The sequence below is a fragment of the Arthrobacter sp. P1_A5 genome, from assembly GCF_056406825.1.
In genome coordinates this window covers 1-17,057 of record NZ_JBFTZL010000027.1, presented here as the reverse complement: position 1 = coordinate 17,057, position 17,057 = coordinate 1, and the positions used below count along the sequence as shown (strand labels likewise).

Sequence of the window (17,057 nt, the reverse complement as noted above, 5' to 3'; positions counted from 1 at the left end):
CCGTCAACGGCAGGATACGTCCATCGCCGTCCAGGCCGTCCCGGCCCCGCCATCCTAAGCGTGCCTCGTGGTGGCTGCAAGGGTTGGCGTGACTTCTGCCCCGGGCCAACTGCGGGCCAGAGGCCTCGTCCCGATTCCAAGCTTTCCGCAAGGGGGTTCAGGCAAGATTCGGTCCGAGAGTATCCCAATTGATTGCGGGGTGGTTGTTATGGATGAGAAACCGAGAAGGAAACTCTCTGCCCTATTTTGGGTGGTTTCCGTTGCCGTTCTGGGAGCACTTGGGGCATTGGGCTGGTATGCGGTGAACGTCATAGCCGCCCTGTTGTCCCCGTCGGTGCGTTGAATACGCCTCGACGCTGCTGACACCCAATTCGACGCACACTCGGATTGCGGGATTCATTTTGCGGCTGCCATCGCGGGCGGTTGATAGCGGCATAGGCTTCCCGACGACGTCGGGCACGCTTACGGTGGGCAAGAGGAGCAGGACACAAGGCCTTAGAAGGGACCCACCATGCTGATCTGCGCAACTTGCGCCGTGGAACACGACGAACCTGCCCCGGGGGTTTGCCCGATCTGCGCCGATGAGCGGCAGTATGTGCCCGATGACGGACAAAAGTGGCTCACACTGGACGGGCTGGCGCAGGAGGGCCAGCAAACGGTGTTGAAGGAGAACGAGCCGGGCCTTGTCGGGATCMGGACGGAGCCAAGAGTCGGGATCGGCCAGACCGCYCAGCTKGTSGCRACACACGAGGGTTCGCTGTTGTGGGATCCGGTCGGATATGTCGAYGACARMGCTGTGAAGGCAGTGCTCGAGCGGGGCCCGGTCCTGGCGATCGCTGCCAGCCATCCGCACATGTTCGGCGTGCAGGTCGAATGGTCGCATCGGCTCGGCGGCGTCCCCGTACTCGTGGCCGACGCAGACCGGCTATGGCTGGGGCGCAATGATCCGATCATCGAATACTGGTCCGGCAGTCAAACCATCGCAGAAGGGTTGACCCTGCACCAGACCGGGGGCCATTTCCCGGGCAGCGCGGTGGTGCACTGGGCTGCAGGAGCCGGCGGCAAAGGAGTTCTGCTGACCGGTGACAGCGTGTATCCGAATCCAGACCGTCGCTCCATCGCCTTCATGCGCAGCTACCCGAACCACGTGCCGTTATCCGGCGCGGTGGCGGTGCGAATCGCCGCACAACTGGGAGAGCTCAAGTTCGACCGAATCTATGGCAACTTCAACAATGTAATCGCGTCCGGCGCCAAGGCCATTCTGCACGATTCCGCACAACGGCACGCTGCTTGGGCGCGCGGCGACTTCGACCATTTGACCTGATCAGTCCATTTCCCCTTTTGCGTTAGCGTGGGATCAAGCGCCGCAATAGACGTCAGAGGTATCCGAGCCATCATGGCGACAGGAGGACCCCGGGTTCTTACGGCGCACCCATCCCGTCCCCCTATGAAAGCCGAAGAAGCGGAGTAACAGTGAAGGCCATCGTGTACGAAAAGACAGGACCCTCGTCCGTGATGACCCTTCAGGACAGGCCACTGCCGGCACCCGGACCGGGCCAGGTCAGAGTCCGGGTGGTGGTCTCCGGCGTCAATCCCACCGACTGGAAGTCCAGGGCCGGCGGCGGGAGCGGAAGCAGGCTGGCGGCACCAAAAGTGCCCAACCAAGATGGTGCCGGCGTTATCGACGAGCTTGGATCCGGCGTGCCGGGGCTGTCCGTCGGCGATCGTGTTTGGCTCTGGGACGTCGCCTGGGGCGGCACCGAGGGCACAGCCCAGGAGTACGTGACGGTGCCGGCCGCGCAGGCGGTTGCCCTTCCAGACATGGAATCCTTCGACACGGGCGCATCCCTGGGGATCCCGGCACTGACGGCACATCGTGCACTGACCGCCAGCCAGGACGGGCCGGCCAGGCTTTCGCCGGGCGCCCTGGAAGGGCGGGTGGTGCTGGTCACCGGTGGCGCGGGTGCGGTGGGCCACGCGGCCATTCAGCTCGCCCGCTGGGCCGGGGCAACCGTCATCGCGACCGTGAGCGGGGAGCGGAAAGGTGAACTTGCCCGCCGGGCCGGCGCGCACAGTGTGATCAACTACCGCACTGCCGACGTCCCGCGGGCCGTGCATGAGGCAGCCCCTGGCGGCGTTGATACGATCGTCGACGTCAATGCTCCGGCGAACATCGGCAATGACCTCAAGGTGGTGAAGCCGGGGGGAACCATTTCCATTTATGCTGCCAACCCCGGCGAATCCTTGGCCATTCCCATTCGCGAGAGCATGGGCAAGAACGTCCGATTCCAGTTCATCCTCACGTACACCGTGACGGAGCAGCAGAAGGCGGCGGCCGTTGCCGCCGTCGCCGAGGCCCTGAAAGCGGGGGCATTGCGGGTCGGCGATGAACACGGACTGCCCCTCACCCGCTTTCGACTCGAGGAAACCGCGGCAGCGCACGACGCCGTAGAACAAGGCTTCGTCGGGAAGGTCCTGGTCGACGTGTCCGCGGCCTGATCACGTTCTGCGTGTCCGGCGGGGAGCCCGTGACCAGACAATGCGTTCGGCATACTGGTTCCATGCAGGCGACGACGGTGTTGGTCGAAGGTGAGAGTGACCGGCTTGCGGTTGAGACGCTGGCCTTCCGTCTTGGCCATGACCTGGCAGCCTTGCGGGTGTCGGTCGTACCGATGGGAGGCGCGACCAGCATCGTCCACTTCCTCGACCGCTACGGACCGAATGGCGCAGGCCACCGGTTGTTGGGCCTGTGTGATGCAGGCGAATCCCGTGGCATCGCCCGCGCACTGGGCCGGGCAGGTATCGGGTCCGGTTCGCTGGCCGAGCTTGGGTTTCACGTCTGTCACGCCGATCTGGAGGACGAACTCATCCGCTGCCTGGGGATCGACGCAGTGCTCAAAGTCATCGCGGCTCAAGGCGAGCTCGCGTCGTTCCGGCTCCTCCAACGCCAGCCGTCACTGCGGGAGCGGCCAATAGCGGCGCAGTTGCGCCGGTTCTTCGGAGGACGCAGCGGCAACAAGATCCGATACGCGCCACTGCTGGTCGACGCCTTGCCGGCCGGACAGGCGCCTCCGCCCCTCGCCCGCCTCGTTGCATCATTCCCGCTGTGATCCTACTGTCCAAGAAAGGATCGAATCCCTTCACCGTGTCACGGGCATCCCGCTATCTACGTGCGGCGGTGGATGGACTTGTAGCTCAGGTACGCGTTCAGGCCTTCCATCCCGTACTCGGTGCCAAGGCCGGAATCGTGCCGGCCGCCAAAGGGGGCCGCATGGTTGGATGCGAAGAAGTTGATGCCCACGGAGCCCGTGTCCACCCGGTCGGCCACGTTCAGGGCAGCCGCCGCGTCCTGCCCGAACACCAGGCCGCCGAGTCCGAACTCGGTGTTGTTCGCCAGCGCGACGGCCTCGTCAACACTGCCATCGGCGTCGTCGTATTTTAGGATGCACAGGACCGGGCCGAAGATCTCCTCGCGGGAGATCCGCATCTCCGGGGTGACGTCGGCGAAGACTGTGGGCTCCACGAAATAGCCGCCCTCAAGGCCACCGCCTAACGACGCCGCTCGCCCCCCGGTGGTGACCCGCGCGCCGTCGGCCACGCCCGACTCCACGTAGTCCAGCACGGTCCGGCACTGGGACTCCGTTGCGCAAGGGCCGAACACAGTGTCCGCGTCGAGCGGATCACCCTGCYTTCCGGCCGCAATCGTGGCCGTGACCATCTCCACCACTTCGTCATAACGGCTCGCGGGCGCCAGGATCCGGGTCGAGATGTAGCAGGTCTGGCCGGTGTTGCGCATCGACGACCGGATCAGCACCTTGGACATCGCCTCCAGATCCGCATCAGGGAGCACAATGGCGCTGGACTTCCCGCCCAGTTCCAGCGTGACCGGACGCAGCAGTTCCCCGCAGGCCGCGGCAATTTTCCGGCCCACCGGCGTCGATCCCGTGAAGGCCACCTTTTCGACGCCCGGGTGCTTCACCAGCTGATCCCCCAGCCGGCCGGAGCCGGTTACCAGGTTGACCACGCCCGCCGGAACCCCGGCCGCGGCGACGGCGTCGATAATCACCCGGATGGACAGCGGCGTGGGCGACGCCGGCTTGATCACCACGGTGCAGCCTGCCAGCAGGGCCGGCGCCAGTTTGATGACCACCAGGTTGATGGGGAAGTTCCACGGCGCGATCAGCGCGCAGACTCCCAGCGGGTCGCGCCGGACTACTGACTCGCCGCCGCCGCGCGGGAAGGGGCGGACATCCTCATGCTCAAGGTACCCGGCGAGGGTGGCGAAGTACCGGAAGATACCGGCCGCGTTGGCTGCCGCCCCGGCGGATTCGGACACCGGTGAGCCGTTTTCCCTCGAGTTCGTCAGGGCAAGCTCCTGAGCCCGATTCTCCACCTCCTCAGCGATCCGGAGAAGGTAGCCGGCGCGTTCAGACGGGGTAAGCCGGGGCCACTCCCCCTGAAAGGCGCGCTGGGCAGAGCCGACGGCGGCGTCCAGGTCTTCCGGCGTTCCGTCCGGCACCGAGCCCCACACTTCGCCCGTAGCGGGGTCGGTCACCGGGTTGCGGCCGGTGCTCCGCGAAGGCTGCCACGCGCCGTCGACAAAGATCGTATCCACATGCGTATGCGGCAGGGACAGCTCCGTCCGGGCTACCAGGGCAGGAGCATCATGCGTGGCGGAGGTCATCGGATCACCGCCGTCTTAAGAAGGGCGTTGGATCGGTTAAGGTCCGCGGCGGCCATATCGTGGGCGGCCTGGGTGATGAGTTCGGGCACGATCTCGGTGGCCAGTCTGTCGGTGTACGTGGCCGGGTCCATGGCGAACCACGAGGAGGCGAGGGCGATACCGGCGCGGTCGAAGCGCCATAGCCTGTCGGCATCGCGCATCAGGGCGTCTTCCAGGGAGCGGGCCACCGGCCGGGTGTCGTGGCCGTCGATGATCTCGCAGACGCGCTCAATGAATTCGGTGGAGTAGCCCAGCGCGGGGAGCACCCGGCGGGCCACGTCGCAGCCCTGCTGCTCGTGTTCGTAACGGATGGCGGCCTTGCGCCAGTCACCGGTGAAGCCCTCGGATATGATGCGGGATTCATCAACGTGGGCCCAGCCAGTGTCGTGCAGCACGGTGGCCACGCGTACCAGTTCAGCGTCGGCGCCGGGATAGGCCCGGCACAGCCGTTCGGCGTAGGCCAAGGAAATCGGCAAGTGGATGTCGTTTCCGCGCGTCCGCGTCTCATGGACCACGGCCTTCCACAGTGCGTCGAGTTCCTGAACGGCAGCCGGGGTATTGCAGATCGCGGTCGTGTCTACCGGACCAGCCGCGGGAACAGGCCGGACGCTGTACTCCGCGGCAAAGGCCTGGGCCGGCACGTCCACCGGTTTAGCGGCGGGGCTGGCTGCGACCGGAGTCTTGGGGGTGCTCATAATGCTCCTTCGGGTGGGCCGGCGTACTGTCTGAGTGCAGTTAGCTGTCCGTGGTGATGGTCTTGAGTTGGGTGGCGGGGTCCGCCGCGGCGTCGGCAGGGATGTTCTGGCCCTTTGCCAGTGCGTTCTTGACGGCCATGAAGTCCAGCGGGGCGTTGACGCAGTCCGCGGCGATGACCTGGCCCTGGCGGTAGTACAGGACGCTGAACTTCCCGCGGTCCTCGTCCCGACGGAGTACCGTCTGGTCGTAGCCGTTGCACAGTCCGGCGATCTGCAACTTGAGGTCCGCCTGATTGGACCAGAACCAGGGGATGCCGGCGTATTCCTCGCGCCGCCCGGTCAGCGAGTAGGCGGCCACCTTCGCGTGTTCGATGGCGTTGTTGACGCTTTCCAGCCGGATCCGTTCCCCCGGCTCCGACCCTGGCACCGGGTTGGGCATGTTGGCGCAGTCGCCGATCGCCACCGTTGTGCCGTCCGAGGCCAGCGCGAAGCGGTCCACCACAATCCCGTTGTCCACCGTCAGCCCGAGCTGTTCGGCCAGCTGGGTGTTGGGAATGACGCCGATCCCCACGAGCACAATCTGAGCGGAGAGCTCTGTGCCGTCCTGGAGTTCTACGCCGGCGACCGCGCTACCGCCCTCGCTTGCTGTGAAGCGCTTCGCGCTGGTGTTGAGCCGGATGTCCAGGCCGCGGGAACGGTGCGCCTGGAGGAAGTACCCGGCCGTCTCATCTCCCACGGCCCGGCCAACGAGCCGCGGACCGAATTCCAGAACGGTGACGTTCTTGCCCATCTTCCGCAGGCTGGACGCGGCCTCCAGCCCGATGAACCCGCCGCCGATCACCACCACATCCGTGGCATCCCCCACCCGCGCCTTGAGTGCCAGCGCGTCGTCGGCGTTGCGGAGGTACAGCACGCCGTCGAGGTTACCGCCCTCAATTTCCAGCTTGCGGGCCCGGGCTCCGACCGTGAGCGCCAGCCGCTTGGAAGGGAACTGTTTTCCGGAGGAAGAATGCGCGACCCCGGAGCCGTCGGGTTCCTTGTCGATCCGAACGATGTATTCGCCTTTGACCAGGGCCACGTTGTGTCCGGCCCAGTAGTCGTTGGAGCGGAAGATCAGTGATTCGCTCTCGACCGTGCCCTGCAGGAACTCCTTGGACAGGGCCGGGCGCTGGTAGGGTCGGTGGTCCTCGTCGCCGAGCAGGGTGATGTGTTCGTCGAAGCCGAGTGCCCGCAGCGATACAGCAAGCTGGACCCCGGACTGGCTGGCGCCGATGATCAGGAGCCCCGTGCGCGTTGGAGAGCTTTGGTCCGCGACGAGGGTGTCAGTTGCCTGCTCCAGTGCTTCCGCGCCCATCGCTACACCTGGGTTTCCGGGGTGGTGACGAACAGCTCCACGGCGTCTGTGAGCCGGAGCTGGCAGGACAGCCGCGAGTTGTCCTCACGGTCGACGGCCGTGCCGTAGAGCATTTCGTCTTCCATGTTCTCCATCGGCGGAAGCTGCGAAAGGCAGTCCTCGCGGACGAAGACATGGCAGGTAGCGCAGGACAATGAGCCGCCGCATTCGGCGACGATCCCGGGGACGCCGTTGCGGACGGCCGTTTCCATGACTGAATCGCCGGGGTTTCCCTGGACGTCGCGGACAGCGCCCCCGGCGTCGGTGAAATGAACCGTTGGCATGTGGTTCTCCTTAGGTTGAATCGGATGATGGCAGGAAAGAGCGCCTCAGATGAACTGGCGGCCGCCGTCCACCACCATGGTCTGGCCCGTGTAGTAGGAACTGTCCGGCCCAGCCAGGAAGAGGGCCGCGCCCACGACGTCCTCGGGCTGGCTGGCCCGCTTGATGGCCCCGCGGTCCACACCGTAGTTCTCGGCGTTCTCCATCAGGCCGTAGCTGGCTTCGGTGAGCGTGAAGCCGGGGGCGATCGCGTTGACCGTGATCCCCCGCCGGCCCAGTTCCTTGGCCATCACCCGGGTCAGGGCCACCACGCCGCCCTTGGACGCGACGTAGTGGAGCCACTGTTCCGAGCCGCTGAAGATCGTGGCGCTGGAGAGGTTGATGACGCGCCCGCCCTCGGGCAGGTACGGGCTCGCCGCACGGGTCACGAGCCAGGGGCCCTTGAGGTTGACGTTCATCACGAGGTCCCATTCGGCCGGGTCGATGTCCTCGAACGGGCTGCGGGTCACCCCCGCGTACACCGCCGCGTTGTTGAGGACGACGTCGATGCTTCCGTTCCCGAAGTCCGCGCAGTCCCGTGCCAGGATCTCAGTGGAGTCCACGCTGGTGACGTCCGCCGGGAAGGCGGCGGCCTCGGCGCCGAGTTCGCGGACCAGTTTGGCCGTCTGCTCAGCGCCCTCGAGGTTGATGTCGGCCACCGCCACGCGGTAGCCGCGGCCGGCAAAGCCGAGCGCAAACGCCCGGCCCAGCCCGCCGGCGGCACCGGTGATCAGGACGGTCCTTGAAGCCGGCGCGTTCAGCTCAGACATGACTGTGGCTGTGCGCGTGGGCGCCGGGTCCGGTGACCAGGAGCTCCGGCTGGTCGGCATCGAGGATCTGCACGGTGCCCTTGGTCCCGTCCACCCGCAGCCGCTGGCCGGTCTTGATGGTGGTGGAGGCGGAACCCGTTCCGGTCACCGCCGGAAGGCCATACTCCCGGCAGACGATCGCCGCGTGGCTCATCATGCCGCCGATGTCCGTGACCGTGGCCTTGATCCTGCCGAAGATCGGGCCCCAGGACGGCGCGGTGACGGTGGCGACCAGGATCTCGCCCTGCTGCACCTCGGAGAGCTGGTCCGCGTCGGTGATGACGCGGGCCAGGCCCTCCACCACGCCCGGCGAGGCAGCCATGCCGCGCAGGCCCCCGCCCTCCACTTCCTCGCCGGCGCCCAGCCACTGCTGGACCTGCTCGGTGGTGATGCCCCACAGCATCCGCGTAAAGGGTTCGGTGATGGATTCCGGCGGGGTGTTCAACGCCGGGGCAGGGCGGGCGGTCTTGAGCGCGTCCACGATTCCGCGGCGGCGCTCGATCTCGGCCGGCCAGTACTCGGGACCGATCGGCTTGGCACCGACGCCCCAGCCCGTGACCAGGTCGAACAGCGCGTCGCGGACCTCGTTGCGGCCCAGGTAGAGGAGGTCGTCCGGTTCGGTCCAGAAACCCTCGGCCTGCATCATTCGGGACAGCTCGCGGATCTTGCGCCAGAAGACGCCCATGGTCCAGTGCTCGATGTAGAAGTTGTGGTTCTCCACGTACGGGTAGGCGGTGGCGGCGAGCCCGCGCTTGGCGTCGAAGAGGGCCTGGTTTTCGCCTTCGAGCAGCTCGCGGTATTCCTCTATGATGCGGTCGCGTTCTGCGATGAGTGCCTCCACCGGCCGCATGATTTCCTGGCCCTCGTCCACGCGGCGGATGTAGTCCGCGATGTAGCCGAGCGGGATTTCCTGGTGTTCGTTCCAGTACTTGTCGTGGCCGTAGAAGCCGTTGCCCACGGTGAAGTTGAACCACGGGTCCTTGGCGCCCTCGTACTGGGCGATCCAGCGGTCCCCGCCCGGGGCTGCGGCGATGGCGCCCAGGGTGGCCTCGACGTCGTCGGTACTGCTGAAATGGGCCTGGATCCCAAGTTCAACGGCGAGCTTGGCGAGCTGCTTGAGTTCGTCATCCGGGCGGAAGAGCTCCATGTCCACGCCTTGCACCATGGTGGCGATGGACTGGTCCGGGATATTGGGGAAGACCTGCTTGCAGAAGTTGAAGAAGTCCAGGTAGGCGATGTAGCCGAGGTTGAGGAACTCGAAGTGGTACTGCCAGTTCTGGTAGGCCAGCTGGATGAGCCGGTCGTAGCTTTCCAGGAGCTTCTCGGAGCCGTCCTTGCCCTTGCCGGAGAGGATGTCTTCCATGGGGACCAGGTCCGGGAGCTTGGGGAAGGAGATGGTCTCCATCTCCTCGATGGTGCCCTTGACCTTGATGTGCCACTGCTTGAGGAGCTGGTCCCAGTTCTGGAAGTAGTGGCCAACGCGCTGTTCGAACAGGGGCACGCGGGCGGCGATCTGGTCTTCCGGCACCGGGATGGGGGACATGTAGAGGTAGCCCAGGTGGACGCGGAACTCGATGCCGTTGGCGTTGGGGATCATCAGGTGTCGGGCGTTGTACTGGCCCAGGCACTTGACCGCGAACTCGCCGCCGATCGTCTCGAAGGGCTTGAACACGGTGGGCCAATGCTGGCTGTCGCRGAACCAGAACTTGGCGTCCTCCTGCTCCTTGAGCTTGTCCTGGAAGACCAGATAGTACGGGTAGATCTTTTCCCAGCCCTCGGCCCCGGCGGGGACCGCGAGCTCGGAGGGTTTGGGGAAGGACTTCAGGGACATGGCGGTCCTTTCAATACGGGCTCGGCGTTGAGCCTGGGTGACGCAGCGGACTAGCGGGTCGGAACGTTCTAGATGGACGGCTTCAGCAGTGAGGCGGTGATGCTGCCGAGGCTAAAGCCGGTGGCGGACGACGGCGCCGGGCCGGCCGGCGTCGTGGTGGCTGGCGCGGGCGCTGCCGCAGAAATGGCGGGGCTGAGTCCGCTGAAGTAGCCGCCGGCTGCCGAGGGCACCGTTTGGGTGGCCGCCCCCGGTTTGGAAGAGTGCACCGTTTCCGGGCGGGACTGCAGCAGGAGCAGGTTCTCTCCGTCGGGCAAGTCCGCATCGAGGGCCCACTCGATGTCCTGCGGGCACTTGTAGTGCTTCTCCGCGCGTTTGGCCATCTGAGCGACGGCGGTGAGCTCGGCGCCGGTGAGGCTGCGGCGGCCGCGGCGTTCGGCGTCGACCTCCCGCTCCACCAGGCGGCCGGCAACGGCGTCCGGGACGAGTTCGGCGTGCTTGTCGCCGAGGCGTTCGGAGACGACCGCCAGCGTGACCTTGTCCAGCATGATGTTGTCCGGCGTGACCTGGCCGGAGACCACCATCTCCCCCACCCCGTAGGAGGAGTCGATAGTGATCTTGGAACGGTCGCCGTTGGTGGGGTCCATGGTGATGGCGACGCCGGAGACCCGTGCGTTGACCATCTTCTGCACCACGACCGCCATCGAGAGGCCCTCGTTGGGGATGTTGTTCTTGAGCCGGTAGATGATCGCGCGGGATGTGAAGAGCGAGGCCCAGCACTGGCGGATGTGCTCGGTGACGGCCTTGACGCCGTCGAGCCAGAGGTAAGTGTCCTGCTGGCCGGCGAAGGAGGCATCCGGCAGGTCCTCGGCGGTGGCGCTGGAGCGAACGGCCACCGGGACCGGCGACTCAAAGCGGGACATTAAGGACTCGTAGGCGGCGACGGTGAGCTCGCGCAGGGCGTGAGGCACCGCGCGGGAGCGGATGTCCGCCCGGATCGCGGCGGACACCCTGTCCACCTGGCCCATGTCTTCGGGGTCCAGTCCTGCGAGGAGCTGGTGGATGTCCCGGGTGATCCCGGCTTCCTCCATGAAGGCATCAAACTGGGCGGTGGTGACCACGAAGCCGGGCGGGACGGGCATGCCGGCGGAGGTCATGGTGACCAGGGAGGCCCCCTTGCCGCCAAGGTTTTCGAGCTTCGGTTCGATGCCTCCGTCGAAGAACTGGACGTATTCGTTGCTCTGCATATTTCTCAGGCCTTCCAGGTGACGGGGACGGTCTCGGGGACGCGGAAGGAAAGGTTCTCGCGGAAGGCGATGGCTTCGGGATGCTCCAGCTGCAGCCCCGGGGCGAGCCGGACCACTTCCTCGAGGGCGATCTTGGCCTGGAGCTTGGCGAGCATGTTGCCCAGGCAGTAGTGGATGCCGAACCCGAAGGACAGGTGCTCGCGGGCGTTGGGGCGGGTGATGTCGAAGTCCTCGCCGGCGTCGAACTTGGTGTCATCCCGGTTGGCTGAGCCCATGAGGAGCAGCAACTGCGCGCCTTCTTCGATGGCGACGCCGCCAACTTCGGTGTCCTTGAGGGCCTTGCGGCGCCAGCCGACGATCGAGCCGGCGTAGCGCAGGACTTCGTCGATGGCGGCGGGAATTTTTTTCGGGTCATCCACCAGCTGCTTCCATTGCTCGGGGCGGGCCAGGAGTTCGCGGAGGGCGTTGGAGATCAACGTGGTGGTGGTCTCGTGGCCGGCGAAGAGCAGGCTATAGAGGACGGAGGCGATCTCGTGGTCGGAGATTTCCGCGCCGTCCTGCTGCGCTTTGACCAGGTCCGCGGTGAGGTTGTCGCCGCCTTCCTCGTGAGCCACCCTGACCAGCCGGAGGCATTCCTGCCAGTACTCCACGAGGTTGTGGGCGTGCGGGATCTGTTCGTCGTCCGTGAGGTCGCCCCACGTCATGGCGGCGCGGGAATCGCTCCAGCGCTTGAAGGTGTCGACCTGGGCTACGTCTGCGCCGATCAGGGTGAGGATGGTGATGGTGGGGACGTCGTAAGCAAGGTCCTTGACCATGTCGCCGCGGCTTTCCGGCCGGGCCAGCATTTTTTCGAGCAGTCCGACGACGTTTTGCCGGATGAACGGTTCCAGGGCCTTGTAGCGGCGGGGGGTGAAGGCCTTCTGCACCACGGCGCGGATGCGGGTGTGCTCCGGCGGGCGGCGGGCGGAGAGGCCCGAGTAGGCGGTGAAGCCGCCGTCGTCCATGATCTTCTTGGCCGCGGCACCGCGTTCGCGGACAGGCGCCTGGGCGTTTTCGCTGGAGAAGGTTTCCCAGTCTTCAAAGACGGCCTTGATGTCGTCATAGCGGGAGACGACGTAGAGACCGATCCGCTCGTCGAACATCACGGGCTGCTCGGCCCGGAGTTCGGCGTAGGCGGGGAAGGGATCCTTCATCTGGAATGGCTCGTAGCCGTGGTGCCCTGTAGGGGCTTCGGCGCCGTGTCCGAAGGGACAGCGGCCGGCCGTTTCAGTCGACGATGACATCTGGGCTCCTTGGTTTTCCGGTCCCGCTGGCAGCAGCAGTGCATGCCGGGGGTTCTTCCACCAGTGTGGCCCCCGTCACCTCGGGATGGCAGGAAAGGCTTCCACTGAGCGGAAGCCACTTTGCCGCGGGCCTGCAGCTGCAGGGTTCGGCCTAGTCCGATGCCGCGGTGTGGCTGCCCAGCAGCGTTTCCAGCGGGATCCGCGCGGTGGCGCGTTCGATCTGCGCCGAGATGCCCCTCAGGACGGGAAGGTGGCGGCTCATCGTGGCGGCCTGGCTCGTGGGAAGCACCAGGCCGATCGCGGCGCCGATCCTGCCGGTGTGGAAGACCGGGACGGCGATGGAGCAAGAGCCCAGCCGGACTTCCTCGAGCGTAGTGGCGTAGCCCTGCTCCCGGATCTGGGTCAGTTCGGCGGCCAGTTTTCTCGGGTCAACGTGGGTGTGCGCGGTGTGCCGCTCGAGCTGCCGGTTCAGGTAGGCGTCGCGGACCCAATCCTCCTCGAAGGCCAGGAGGATCTTCCCGACGGCGGTCGCATGCATGGGCAGGCGTCCGCCGACGCGGGAAGCGCGGGGCAGGCGCTTGGAGCCGTAGACGCGGTCAATGTACAGCACCTCGTGGCCGGACCGGACGGCCAGGTGCGCGGTTTCGCCCGTGAGGGAGAAAAGATCCTGGATGTACGGGCGCGCCGCGTCGCGGAGCTGCCGCCCGGTGTTCTGGGCAAGCTCCCAGAGGCGGATGCCCAGCTGGTAGCGGCCGYTGGGCTCGCGCGAAAGTAATCCCCAGTCTGTGAGCTCGTTGACGAGCCGGTGGGCGGTGCTCAGGGGCAGCCCGGATTTTTCGGCGATTTCCGTCAGGCTGAGGGCACCCCGGGACTTTTCGAAGGCTTCCAGGATGGAGAGCACCTTCGAGGTCACAGTCCTACCGGGCTCACTGCTGCCGCCAGCCATCAAGGCTCCTCTGCGATATTGGCCCATCGTCGATGGTCGCCGGGACGTCCGATCAGAGTCTAGCCCTCGATCAGGAGCGAACGAGTCCCCCACAGGCTGCGGCCGGCCGGTAAGTAGAATCCGGGGAAGTATCTTCCATGGAATCTAAATGCTAGTCTTGATCCATGGACACCAGAGCCGGCCAGACTGACTTCTATCCTCTCTTCAGCACGCTGACCCGACTTGAAACCGAGCTGTGGGATGCGGTCGACGCCCGCGTGCGCCAGGAATGCGGACTTCCCCTCGGCAGGTTCGAGGCGATGGTCGTCGTCTCCTCCCTTGGCACGTGCAGGGTGTTCGACATCGCGTCGGCGCTGGCCATCACCGTGGGCGGCGCCAGCAAGCTGGTTGACCGTGTTGAGGCGGCGGGGTACTGCTCGCGGAAGATAAACCCGGGCGACCGGCGCTCCTCACTCCTTGACCTCACGGAAGAAGGGAAGGCGGTGGTCGCCCGGGGCCGCGCAGTGATCGAGGCCGAACTCGACAGCTGGTTCACCCCGGCCCTGAGTCCGCAGGAGACCGCCACCCTGCTCGACCTCCTGGCCCGGCTTCGCAGCGCCCAGCGGCCCTCCCTGGACTCCAAGGCGGACGGTCAGTGAGCGGCGGCACCATGCGGGCCGTGGTGCTGGACGGCCCAGGGCCGGCCGAGGCGCTGGTCATTCGCGACCGACCCATCCCCGTGCCGCTGCCGGGCCAGGTGCTCATCCGGGTCCGGGCGTTCGGGCTCAACCGCTCGGAGCTGCATACGCGCCTGGGCCTGGCCCAGGGCGTCACGTTCCCGCGCGTGCCCGGGATCGAAGCTGTCGGAGAGGTGGCCGACTCCCCCGGCGGCGAGTTCCGCGCCGGGCAGAAGGTCGCCACCCTGATGGGCGGCATGGGCCGCGTGTTCGACGGCGGCTATGCCGAGTACACGCGCGTGCCGGCCCGGCAGGTCATTGCCTTCGAATCAGAGCTGCCCTGGTCCGTCATCGGCGCCATCCCTGAGATGCTGCAGACCGCCCACGGCTCCCTCTCCATTGGCCTGGACATCCAGCCCGGCCAGAGCCTGCTCATCCGCGGCGGAACCTCCTCCGTCGGCATGGCCGCCGCAATACTTGCCAAGCGCCGCGGGCTCACCGTCCTGGCCTCAACGCGCGACGAAGCCAAGCGGGAAGCGCTGGCCGCGATCGGCGTCGACCATGTCCTGATCGACGACGGCGACCTCGCCACCGCCGTGCGCCGCATAGTCCCCCACGGCGTGGACGCCGCCCTCGAACTCGTCGGCACCCCCACGCTGCCCGACACGTTGCGCGYCACCCGGATCCACGGCGTCGTCTGCTTCACCGGGATGCTCTCAAACCAGTGGACGGTTCCCGACTTCTATCCGATTGACTACATTCCGCGGGGCGTCCGGCTCACCTCCTACACTGGCGGCGCCCCCGACCTCCCCGGCGGCGTGCTCCAGGAATTCCTGCAGGCCGTCAGTGACGGCACCGCGATGGTCCCCATCGGCAAGGTCTACACCCTCGATGGCATCGTCCGGGCCCACACGGACATGGAGGAAAACCGCGTCAGCGGCAAACTTGTCGTCACCACGTAAGACCCACAGCCGGCAGCGAATGCTTCTTCCCCCACCCTGTTGCGTCGCCCCGCTGATTCGCAACAGTCGCTGGGGGAATACGCGACGCGCCATAATAGTTGAAACTTCAAGAGAAACTTATTGTGCCCAACACCCACGAGCAGGAGCTTTCATGCGCATCTCCGAGAAGTCCACCGATCTTGACGGCCGACACCCGGGCACMTCGGCAGTGGCGACGACGGCCGGGTCGTCCGACCCTGCGGCTCCCCTGGTGGTGCTCTTGCACGGCCGGGGTTCCAGCGAGCGCGAGATCATAGCCCTCGCCGACCACCTGCCCCCGGCCCMGCCTACGCCGCCGTCCGAGCACCGATCGCAGAGGGCGGCGGTTATGCATGGTTTGCCAACCGCGGCATCGGCCGTCCGGTTGCCGAGTCGCTGACGGCATCCATGGCATGGTTCCGAACCTGGCTCGACACTGTCGCCCCCGCAGGCCGCCCGGTCGTGCTCGTCGGTTTCAGCGGGGGTGCAGCATTCGCTGGCGGGCTGGTTCTTGCAGATCCGCAACGATTCTCCGGTGCGGCTATTCTGTACGGCACCTTGCCGTTCGACGCCGGTGTCCCGGTCACGCCGGCCCGGCTGGCAGGCCTTCCGGTTTTCGTCGCTCAGGGCGACGAGGACAAAGTCATCCCGCCGGAACTGCTGGACCGCACCTGGAACTACTTGCTGACGGATTCCGCCGCCCCCGCCTACGCCCGCCGCGACCCCGGAGGGCACCAGATCAGCGGCCAGACGCTCCGTGAACTCGGGGGCTGGATCCACGAGCGGCTGTCGTTCCTGGCTCGTTCCGGAGCGGATGAAGGCACCACCGGCGGACGCTGGTCGGCCCTGCCGGACGGCACGCTTCCCCGAAGGGCCGGTCAGCGTCCCACCGTGTCATGGACAATCCCGCAGGAACAGCGCACTGACAATGCGCCAGTGGACCTTCAGGAAAAGTTGTTCGCCAGGATCAGTTCGCTCGCCGGAGTCTCGACTTCGCAGTCCGTTATCTCCGTTCCAGGCGCGCGGGGCCTGATGATGAAGCCGGAAGCTGACGCACCCAAGGATGCGGCCCAGCGGCCGTCATAGGCACGAACACCCCGTTCCGTTCGAAGAATTAGTTGACGCTTCAACTTTCCTGACGTACATTTAGTTGTAGCTTCAAGCATCACTCCCCCAAGAGAACAGAATCTGATGAAAACCCTCCTGGCCCGCATATTCGGAAAGAAGACACCCATGACGAACCTCACCATCATCGGCAACGGCAACATGGCCCGCGGGATCGCCACCCGAGCACTCGCCGGCGGCCTGACCGTGGAGATCCTCGGACAGGACATCACCAAAGCGCAGGAACTGGCCGCCGAACTCGGCGCCGGCGTCACCTTCGGGACCACGGCTGAGGCTCCGCAGGGCGCCATCGTGGCCCTCGCTGTCCCGTTTGACGCCGCCAAGAACGTCGTCAGCGCCTACGGCGAGGCCCTGAACGGCAAGACCATCGTCGACATCACCAACCCGGTGAACTTCGAGACCTTCGACTCCCTGGTCGTCGAGCCCGGCACCTCCGCCGCCGAAGAAATCGCGCAGCTTGCCCCCGCCGGCGCCAACGTGGTCAAGGCGTTCAACACCACCTTCGCCGGCACCCTCGTCGCCGGAGAGTCAGGCGGACAGCCCCTGGACGTCTTCATCGCCGGCGACAACGCGGACGCCACCGCCGCCGTGAGCAGCTTCGTCAGCGCCGGCGGCATGCGCCCCCTGGTGGTCGGACCGCTCAAGCGCTCCCGGGAACTCGAAGGCTTCCAGTTCGTCCTCATGACCATGCAGGCCAACCCCGAGTTCGCCGACTTCAACTGGGACACCGGACTTCAGGTCACCAAGTAACCCGGACTGCGATAGGCGTCAAAAAATAGACGCAAGAGGACGACGGCGGATCGGCGGGTTCTAACGGTCGTTGCAACACCCAACACTTTGGGAGTTGCAACGACCGTGTCGTTTTTAACGGAGGAAACAGCCCGGCGGCGGAAGTACACGCCGGAGCAGAAGGACCAGTTCTTGTCGGTGGTGGACCGGCTGGGGAGTGTGAGCGCGGCCGCGGCGGAGCTCGGATTCAATCAGATGACGTGCTGTCAATGGGCGCGCAAAGCGGGACTGACTCAAGGGAAGCCGCGAAATCGGCAGGCGG

At 66.2% G+C, this 17,057-nt stretch carries 17 protein-coding genes; 8 read left to right on the top strand and 9 right to left on the bottom strand.

The features are described 5' to 3' along the window. The first annotated feature begins 511 nt into the window (after positions 1-511). From AC1D1S_RS06920 to AC1D1S_RS06910, 3 genes are all read left to right on the top strand, one after another. Entirely contained in the window at positions 512-1,324 is an 813-nt protein-coding gene (locus AC1D1S_RS06920; RefSeq protein WP_476994079.1) for a hydrolase, read from the top strand. 149 nt (positions 1,325-1,473) lie between these two features. Next, the gene (locus AC1D1S_RS06915) at positions 1,474-2,499 is read left to right on the top strand and encodes an NADPH:quinone reductase (protein WP_476945024.1); all 1,026 of its coding nucleotides are present in this window, start codon (positions 1,474-1,476) and stop codon (positions 2,497-2,499) included. Between the two features lie 62 nt (positions 2,500-2,561). Further along, entirely contained in the window at positions 2,562-3,110 is a 549-nt protein-coding gene (locus tag AC1D1S_RS06910; protein ID WP_476950305.1) for a TOPRIM nucleotidyl transferase/hydrolase domain-containing protein, read from the top strand. 56 nt (positions 3,111-3,166) lie between these two features. Here AC1D1S_RS06910 and AC1D1S_RS06905 read toward each other — a convergent pair whose 3' ends face one another. The 9 genes from AC1D1S_RS06905 to AC1D1S_RS06865 form a co-directional block, all read right to left on the bottom strand. Then, a complete protein-coding gene (locus AC1D1S_RS06905) occupies positions 3,167-4,684 on the bottom strand; it encodes an aldehyde dehydrogenase family protein (RefSeq protein WP_476994078.1) in 1,518 nt (505 codons plus the stop codon). Continuing rightward, a complete protein-coding gene (locus AC1D1S_RS06900) occupies positions 4,681-5,418 on the bottom strand; it encodes an HD domain-containing protein (RefSeq protein ID WP_476994077.1) in 738 nt (245 codons plus the stop codon). Before AC1D1S_RS06900 ends, AC1D1S_RS06905 begins: the two co-directional genes overlap by 4 nt. Positions 5,419-5,458: 40 nt before the next feature. Further along, positions 5,459-6,772: an NAD(P)/FAD-dependent oxidoreductase gene (locus tag AC1D1S_RS06895; RefSeq protein WP_476994076.1), complete on the bottom strand. Its 1,314-nt coding sequence runs from the start codon at positions 6,770-6,772 to the stop codon at positions 5,459-5,461. Between the two features lie 2 nt (positions 6,773-6,774). Further along, entirely contained in the window at positions 6,775-7,095 is a 321-nt protein-coding gene (locus AC1D1S_RS06890) for a 2Fe-2S iron-sulfur cluster-binding protein (protein ID WP_028276636.1), read from the bottom strand. A 45-nt stretch (positions 7,096-7,140) separates the two neighbouring features. Next, a complete protein-coding gene (locus AC1D1S_RS06885) occupies positions 7,141-7,902 on the bottom strand; it encodes an SDR family NAD(P)-dependent oxidoreductase (RefSeq protein WP_476994075.1) in 762 nt (253 codons plus the stop codon). Beyond that, a complete protein-coding gene (locus AC1D1S_RS06880) occupies positions 7,895-9,772 on the bottom strand; it encodes a PEP-utilizing enzyme (protein WP_476994074.1) in 1,878 nt (625 codons plus the stop codon). The genes AC1D1S_RS06885 and AC1D1S_RS06880 overlap by 8 nt, the downstream gene beginning before the upstream one ends. A 68-nt stretch (positions 9,773-9,840) precedes the next feature. Beyond that, positions 9,841-11,016 (bottom strand): PEP/pyruvate-binding domain-containing protein, encoded by a 1,176-nt coding sequence (locus tag AC1D1S_RS06875; protein WP_476994073.1) that lies wholly within the window; start codon positions 11,014-11,016, stop codon positions 9,841-9,843. A gap of 5 nt (positions 11,017-11,021) precedes the next feature. After that, a complete protein-coding gene (locus AC1D1S_RS06870) occupies positions 11,022-12,299 on the bottom strand; it encodes a cytochrome P450 (RefSeq protein WP_476994072.1) in 1,278 nt (425 codons plus the stop codon). A gap of 151 nt (positions 12,300-12,450) precedes the next feature. After that, a complete protein-coding gene (locus AC1D1S_RS06865) occupies positions 12,451-13,245 on the bottom strand; it encodes an IclR family transcriptional regulator (protein ID WP_476994071.1) in 795 nt (264 codons plus the stop codon). Positions 13,246-13,409: 164 nt separating this feature from the next. Between AC1D1S_RS06865 and AC1D1S_RS06860 the strand changes: the two genes are divergently transcribed. From AC1D1S_RS06860 to AC1D1S_RS06840, 5 genes are all read left to right on the top strand, one after another. Beyond that, on the top strand, positions 13,410-13,883 hold the full coding sequence (locus AC1D1S_RS06860) for a MarR family winged helix-turn-helix transcriptional regulator (protein ID WP_476994070.1): 474 nt from the start codon (positions 13,410-13,412) through the stop codon (positions 13,881-13,883). Continuing rightward, positions 13,880-14,863, top strand: a complete 984-nt coding sequence (locus AC1D1S_RS06855; protein ID WP_476994069.1) for a zinc-binding alcohol dehydrogenase family protein — start codon at positions 13,880-13,882, stop codon at positions 14,861-14,863. The genes AC1D1S_RS06860 and AC1D1S_RS06855 overlap by 4 nt, the downstream gene beginning before the upstream one ends. Before the next feature lie 426 nt (positions 14,864-15,289). Next, positions 15,290-15,967 carry an alpha/beta hydrolase gene (locus tag AC1D1S_RS06850; RefSeq protein WP_476994068.1) on the top strand — a complete coding sequence of 226 codons (678 nt, stop codon included), beginning with the start codon at positions 15,290-15,292 and terminating at the stop codon, positions 15,965-15,967. Between the two features lie 147 nt (positions 15,968-16,114). Then, positions 16,115-16,756, top strand: a complete 642-nt coding sequence (locus tag AC1D1S_RS06845; RefSeq protein ID WP_476994067.1) for an NADPH-dependent F420 reductase — start codon at positions 16,115-16,117, stop codon at positions 16,754-16,756. An 87-nt stretch (positions 16,757-16,843) separates the two neighbouring features. Next, positions 16,844-17,057: transposase (locus AC1D1S_RS06840; protein ID WP_476994066.1), on the top strand; the 214-nt coding region annotated here is incomplete at its 3' end.

Coding starts and splice junctions, on each gene's coding strand:
- AC1D1S_RS06910 (WP_476950305.1), top strand. CDS start 2,562: ATGCAGGCGACGACGGTGTTGGTCGAAGGTGAGAGTGACCGGCTTGCG.
- AC1D1S_RS06900 (WP_476994077.1), bottom strand. CDS start 5,418: ATGAGCACCCCCAAGACTCCGGTCGCAGCCAGCCCCGCCGCTAAACCG.
- AC1D1S_RS06895 (WP_476994076.1), bottom strand. CDS start 6,772: ATGGGCGCGGAAGCACTGGAGCAGGCAACTGACACCCTCGTCGCGGAC.
- AC1D1S_RS06890 (WP_028276636.1), bottom strand. CDS start 7,095: ATGCCAACGGTTCATTTCACCGACGCCGGGGGCGCTGTCCGCGACGTC.
- AC1D1S_RS06885 (WP_476994075.1), bottom strand. CDS start 7,902: ATGTCTGAGCTGAACGCGCCGGCTTCAAGGACCGTCCTGATCACCGGT.
- AC1D1S_RS06875 (WP_476994073.1), bottom strand. CDS start 11,016: ATGCAGAGCAACGAATACGTCCAGTTCTTCGACGGAGGCATCGAACCG.
- AC1D1S_RS06870 (WP_476994072.1), bottom strand. CDS start 12,299: ATGTCATCGTCGACTGAAACGGCCGGCCGCTGTCCCTTCGGACACGGC.
- AC1D1S_RS06860 (WP_476994070.1), top strand. CDS start 13,410: ATGGACACCAGAGCCGGCCAGACTGACTTCTATCCTCTCTTCAGCACG.
- AC1D1S_RS06850 (WP_476994068.1), top strand. CDS start 15,290: ATGGCATGGTTCCGAACCTGGCTCGACACTGTCGCCCCCGCAGGCCGC.
- AC1D1S_RS06845 (WP_476994067.1), top strand. CDS start 16,115: ATGACGAACCTCACCATCATCGGCAACGGCAACATGGCCCGCGGGATC.